Raw genomic sequence first — 5,520 nt, 5'->3', positions numbered from 1 at the left:
CACGAAGCAAGAAGTATTTTAGAGCGTCTACTCCATAAAGTTTTATAATTGGTTCTGGATAAATTACATTTCCCTTAGACTTACTCATTTTGTCGTTGTCGAATAAAATCCAGCCGTGACCAAATACTTTCTTAGGAAGTGGAAGGTCAAGTGCCATTAAAATTGCAGGCCAAATAATTACGTGAAAACGCATAATTTCTTTACCAACGAAGTGAACATCTGCTGGCCAAAATTCGTCCATCTTTGAATTATCTGTTCCAAGTCCAAGAGCTGACAAGTAGCAGCTAAGTGCGTCGATCCACACATATACGACGTGCTTTTCGTCGAAAGGAACTTTAACTCCCCAATCGAATGTTGATCTTGATACAGATAAATCTTCTAGTCCTTCACCTGTTTCAAAGAAGCTCTTAATCATTTCATTTTTTCTAAATTCAGGTTCAATAAATTCAGGATTTTCTTCATATAGTTTAAGTAATTTGTCTTTGTATTTAGAAAGTCTAAAGAAATAAGATTCTTCGTGAGTTAGATGAGTTTCGCGTCCGCAGTCTGGACAAGTGTGTCCTTCACCAAGTTGTGCCTCTGTCCAAAAAGATTCACAAGGTGTGCAGTAATATCCTTCGTATTCGCCCTTGTAAATGTCACCCTTGTCGTATAACTTTTGGAAAATTTTTTGAACATTTTTTTCGTGAACTTCATCAGTTGATCTGATAAATGCGTCGTAATCAATATCTAGAGTCTTCCAAAGTTCTTTAATGTTTGCAACAATCTTATCAACATAAGCCTTTGGAGTCATTCCATTTTCTTCTGCCTTTTCTTGAATTTTTAGTCCGTGCTCGTCTGTTCCTGTAGTAAAAAATACATCGTAGCCTTGCATCTTTTTGTATCTCTTTACAGCATCAGTCGCAACTGTGCAATAAGTATGACCAATATGCAAGTTATCGCTTGGATAATAAATCGGTGTCGTGATGTAAAACTTTTTATCCATAATTCCCTCCAAAATTTATAAAAATTAGCTTATAGTACATATATAATTTAAAATATACATCAAAATAAACATTGCGTTACTTATACATAAATAATTATATCTAATAGAATAATTAAAATCAATTTACAATTGAGAAGATCTGCATATTTACAAATATAAAGAACATCTCAAAAAAATATTTCATAAATAAATTAGTATAATTTTAAAATTTTTCTTTTTATATTGCATAAAAATATTTTTGTATAACAAAATGGTCACATAAATTATATGCGACCATTTTGTTGAGGTAAATTGTTAGGTATTTATTAAAAAATTTATAAAACTTTTGACAAAAATTCCTTTGCTCTTTCTGTCTTCGGATTTTTGAAAAATTCTTTTGCTTCTGAGTCTTCTGCTATTACTCCCTTGTCCATAAATAAAACTCTATTAGACACATCTCGTGCAAATCCCATCTCGTGAGTTACGACAATCATCGTAAGTCCATCGTTGGCAAGGTCATTCATAACCTTTAAAACTTCAGATACCATTTCAGGGTCAAGGGCTGATGTTGGTTCGTCAAATAGAAGAACTTCTGGACTCATGGAAAGTGAACGAGCTATGGCAACTCTTTGTTTCTGCCCACCTGATAAGGATTTTGGCTTAGCATCTTTAAAGGGATACATGCCGACCTTTTTTAAAAATTCTTCAGCGATTGTAACTGCTTCTTCTCTATTTCTCTTTAAAACTTTTATCTGTCCGATGACACAGTTCTCGAGTACACTCATGTTGTTAAATAAATTAAATGATTGAAAGACCATTCCAACCTTAGTTCTATATTTATTAATAGAAGAATCTTTTTCTAAAATATCTTCGCCATGAAATTTAATCTTTCCGCCACCTGGTTCTTCAAGAAGGTTTATGCATCTTAGGAGTGTGGACTTTCCAGAACCAGATGAGCCAATTATTGAAACAACTTCTCCGCTTTCTACATTAAAGTTTATGTCTTTTAAAACTAAATTGTCGCCAAAACTTTTCTTTAAATTTTCAATTTCAAAAATAAGTCCCATCTCACGCCTCCTTCTTAACTTCTAGTGGCATTGCCTCAGATTGCGAACCGTAAATTCTGTAAGAATCTGGACCATCTAATTTCTTTTCTATTATTTTCATAATTTGACTTACAAGCATTGTCAAAACTAAATAAATAATTGCTGTTATAAAGAACACTTCGAAAAATCTAAGATAAGTTCCCGCTGCAGACTTAGAAATGAAAAAGAGTTCAGAAACAGAAATTACATTTAAAACTGAAGAGTCCTTGATATTTACAATAAATTCATTTCCTACAGAAGGAATAATATTTCTAATTGCCTGAGGAAGAATTACCTCTGTCATAGTTTGCCAGTGAGTCATTCCAATTGAAAGAGCTCCCTCTCTTTGGCCGCTATCTACTGAAATAATACCTCCACGAATTATCTCTGCCATGTAAGCACCTGTGTTTACTGAGACGATGACAAGTGCCGACAACATTGGTGGCATGTCAATATTAAAATATTGAAGTGCTCCGTAGTAGAACATCATGGCCTGAACCATCATCGGTGTCCCACGAATCACTTGTACATAAATATTTATTATTATATTTACAATTTTTAAAATAACTTTTTTAAAAGCTCTGTCTTTTTTCTTTACAGGAATAGTCTTTATAATTGCAATTAAAAGTCCTATTAAAAATCCAACAACAGTACCAACTACTGCGATGAGTATTGTGTTTATAGTCCCCCTAAAAAATAGGGGACCATACTCATCTAATAAAAATTTAATCCATCCAAAAAAATTAGTAGGCATATTATTCACCTAGAGGTTGGTTCTTTACTGCTTCTTCCATTATCTGTTCTCTCTCTTCTTCTGAGATATTTTTTAAAGCTTTATTTACTTTATCAAGAAGCTCTGGATTATCTTTAGAAACTCCAACTGCAATTGAAGTATCTTCTGGAGATGCTTCAAAGCCTTCGCCCTCATTAAATTCAATATATGTCAAGTTGTCGTTTGAAGTTGTTGCAGAAATAGCACCTGGCTTTTCAGAAACATAACCGTCAATCTTTCCTGACTCAAGAGCAACTATCATTGCTGGGAAAGTTTCAAGAGCTGGCGTCTTTTCTACGCCTTCTATCTGATCAATTACATCGTAGTGGAAAGTATTTAACTGTCCAGTTATCTTTGCACCGCTTAGGTCGCTAAGGCTCTTCGCACTTGCATAAGGTGAGTCTTTTTTAACAACAACTACAAGATTAGATGTGTAATAAGTGTCTGAGAAGTTAATAGTTTCTTTTCTCTCAGCAGTTGGGCTCATGCCCGCAATGATTAAATCTATCTTTCCAGATGTTAGAGCTGGAGTAAGTCCATTCCACTCAGTCTTTACAATTTCAAGTTCTTTATCCATTGAATCTGCAATTCTCTTTGCAATTTCAACATCATATCCACCGGCATATCCTCCTGTTGCGATTTTGTATCCATTCTCCTCTTTAGTTTGTGTCCAGTTAAATGGAGCATAGTCACATTCCATTCCAACTTTTAAAACTGAAGCATCGTTATCTTTTGGAGCCTGTGCACCATCACCAGATGGATTACATGCTGACAAAAGTGTCACCAAGGATAAACTAGCTGCTACTGCGATCTTTCTTAAATTCATAATTTCCCTCCAAATAATTTTTCGGGCTATTAAAGTAAAAAAAACAGTCTGGAGATCCAAACTGTTAAAATGCCAATGCATATGTTAACTTTAGATAGCTCCCCACATTTGTGACAGTCATACAAATATTCTTTGCATGCCCAGCATATTGCCACTACCCGCAATACACTTCGGCGAAGTTTCCTTTCATTTTTTCTCATCGCATGGTCTTGCTTAAAAAAATTACTGATAAAATTCGCGCCTCTATCGTACTTTTACATACAATTTATTAAATTGTTTCATCTATTATAGTAACAAGATTTATAAAAGTCAAGCCTTTTTTAATTAAATTTTAAAAAGTGTGTCATTTTTCGAAAAATAGTGGACTTTTCAACTAGTACTAAAAAAATTATGTTATAATGTATCTGATATATTACAGGAGGTAACCCTTTAAAAAGATATTATGACTACGAAAGATACATATATGAAAGAGAATAAAATAAAAAGAGTTTTCATAAAAGACGAAGCCTACGACAGACTCAACAAATTAATAGTAACAGGAAAGCTTGCGCCAATGACAAAAATAAAAATAAATGAGCTATCAGAAGAACTAGGCATAAGTAGAACGCCACTTAGAGAAGCACTACTTCGTCTAGAAAACGACGGATTAATCATCTCAAAGGCAAATAGATGGACAATGGTCGCACCAATTAACATCGAAGAAGCACTACACATCTACCCGATCATCGCATCTCTTGAGACACTTGCATTAAGACAAGGCTTTGAAAAATTTACAGATGAAGATATTAAAGAACTAGTCTCACTTAACGAAAAAATAAAAAATATCGATGAGGAGAAGGACCTGCTTGGAAAAATTATGGCAGATAACTTCTTCCACAAAAAAATAATCGACGTATCTGGAAACATAGAAATCTATCCAATAATCGAAAACCTAAAAAATAAAGTTCAAAGGATGGAGCTATTCTATTACGACGATATCCAGGGCTATTCAAAAACCTACGACTCTCACAATGTAATCATAAAAAATATCAAAGAACACAATCTAGAAGAGAGCGTAAAGGCACTTACAAAAAACTGGACTGATACACTTGGCATTTTCGAAAAAATAAGTGAGCAAGAACAAAAACAAGATCAAGAAGAACTAAAGCCAGTAAAATAATTAACACAAATTATAAATTTTATCTTCAAAAAACCACCTCGATCGAGGTGGCTTTTTTTATAAATTTTGTGCTTCTATTACTGAATTTGCCAATACTTCTGCTGCTGTTTTTATTCCTTTATCGGATGCGTAAAATTTTCTGCTGTGAAGTGGCTCTCTTTCTCGTCCCTCTTCTGCGCTTCCAAACCAATACATAAATGATGGGACTCTTTCCATGTAAAATGAGAAGTCTTCACTTGCCATTGTCGGCTCTACTTCTTCTATGTTTTGAACTCCTACAACTTTTTCTGCAATCTTCATAGCAAAATCATACATTTTTTCATCGTTATAGACAAGAGGTATCATGTCTGTAAATTTTATCTCACACCTGCACTCATATGCACTTGATACCCTCTCAACTATTTCTTTCATTCTTCTTATGGCAATATCAAAGTTTTCTTTATCGAGAGACCTTATTGTCGCAGTCATTTCTACTGAGTCCACGACAAGATTATCGACGCTTCCCCCATTAATTGAATTTATGGACAAAAGAGTTGATGATCTTGGATTCGTATTTCTACTTATAACTGTTTGAAGACTCATTACAACACTTGCCGCACAAACTATTGGGTCGATGTTTAGATGAGGATTTGAACCGTGGCCACCTCTTCCGATTATTTTTATTTTAAAATTCGTCTTTGTGGACATGAGAGGTCCCTTTTTTACAATGACTTT

6 protein-coding genes and 1 riboswitch are annotated in these 5,520 nt (G+C 34.1%); of the genes, 1 reads left to right on the top strand and 5 read right to left on the bottom strand.

Annotation, left to right across the window (positions count from 1 at the left end):
• From metG to ACOX6R_RS07065, 4 genes are all read right to left on the bottom strand, one after another.
• Positions 1-985 (bottom strand): methionine--tRNA ligase (metG, locus tag ACOX6R_RS07080; protein WP_433448686.1); only part of this gene is annotated, 985 nt, incomplete at its 3' end.
• A gap of 314 nt (positions 986-1,299) precedes the next feature.
• Positions 1,300-2,031 (bottom strand): amino acid ABC transporter ATP-binding protein, encoded by a 732-nt coding sequence (locus ACOX6R_RS07075; protein ID WP_433448684.1) that lies wholly within the window; start codon positions 2,029-2,031, stop codon positions 1,300-1,302.
• A gap of 1 nt (position 2,032) precedes the next feature.
• Positions 2,033-2,803 (bottom strand): amino acid ABC transporter permease, encoded by a 771-nt coding sequence (locus ACOX6R_RS07070; protein WP_433448682.1) that lies wholly within the window; start codon positions 2,801-2,803, stop codon positions 2,033-2,035.
• A gap of 1 nt (position 2,804) precedes the next feature.
• A complete protein-coding gene (locus ACOX6R_RS07065; protein WP_433448680.1) occupies positions 2,805-3,647 on the bottom strand; it encodes a transporter substrate-binding domain-containing protein in 843 nt (280 codons plus the stop codon).
• A gap of 87 nt (positions 3,648-3,734) precedes the next feature.
• Positions 3,735-3,901: riboswitch (Lysine riboswitch) on the bottom strand.
• Positions 3,902-4,110: 209 nt separating this feature from the next.
• On the opposite strand from ACOX6R_RS07065, the gene ACOX6R_RS07060 reads away from it, so the two are divergent.
• Positions 4,111-4,806 (top strand): GntR family transcriptional regulator, encoded by a 696-nt coding sequence (locus tag ACOX6R_RS07060; protein WP_433448678.1) that lies wholly within the window; start codon positions 4,111-4,113, stop codon positions 4,804-4,806.
• A 57-nt stretch (positions 4,807-4,863) separates the two neighbouring features.
• Here the strand turns inward: ACOX6R_RS07060 and ACOX6R_RS07055 are convergent.
• The coding region (locus ACOX6R_RS07055; RefSeq protein ID WP_433448676.1) for a M20 metallopeptidase family protein at positions 4,864-5,520 on the bottom strand (657 nt) is incomplete at its 5' end.

This window comes from Peptoniphilus sp., assembly GCF_050943655.1.
Classification (GTDB): domain Bacteria; phylum Bacillota; class Clostridia; order Tissierellales; family Peptoniphilaceae; genus Peptoniphilus_A.
Note: the sequence above shows the minus strand (reverse complement) of the source record. Positions and strands in the feature narration are given on the sequence as shown.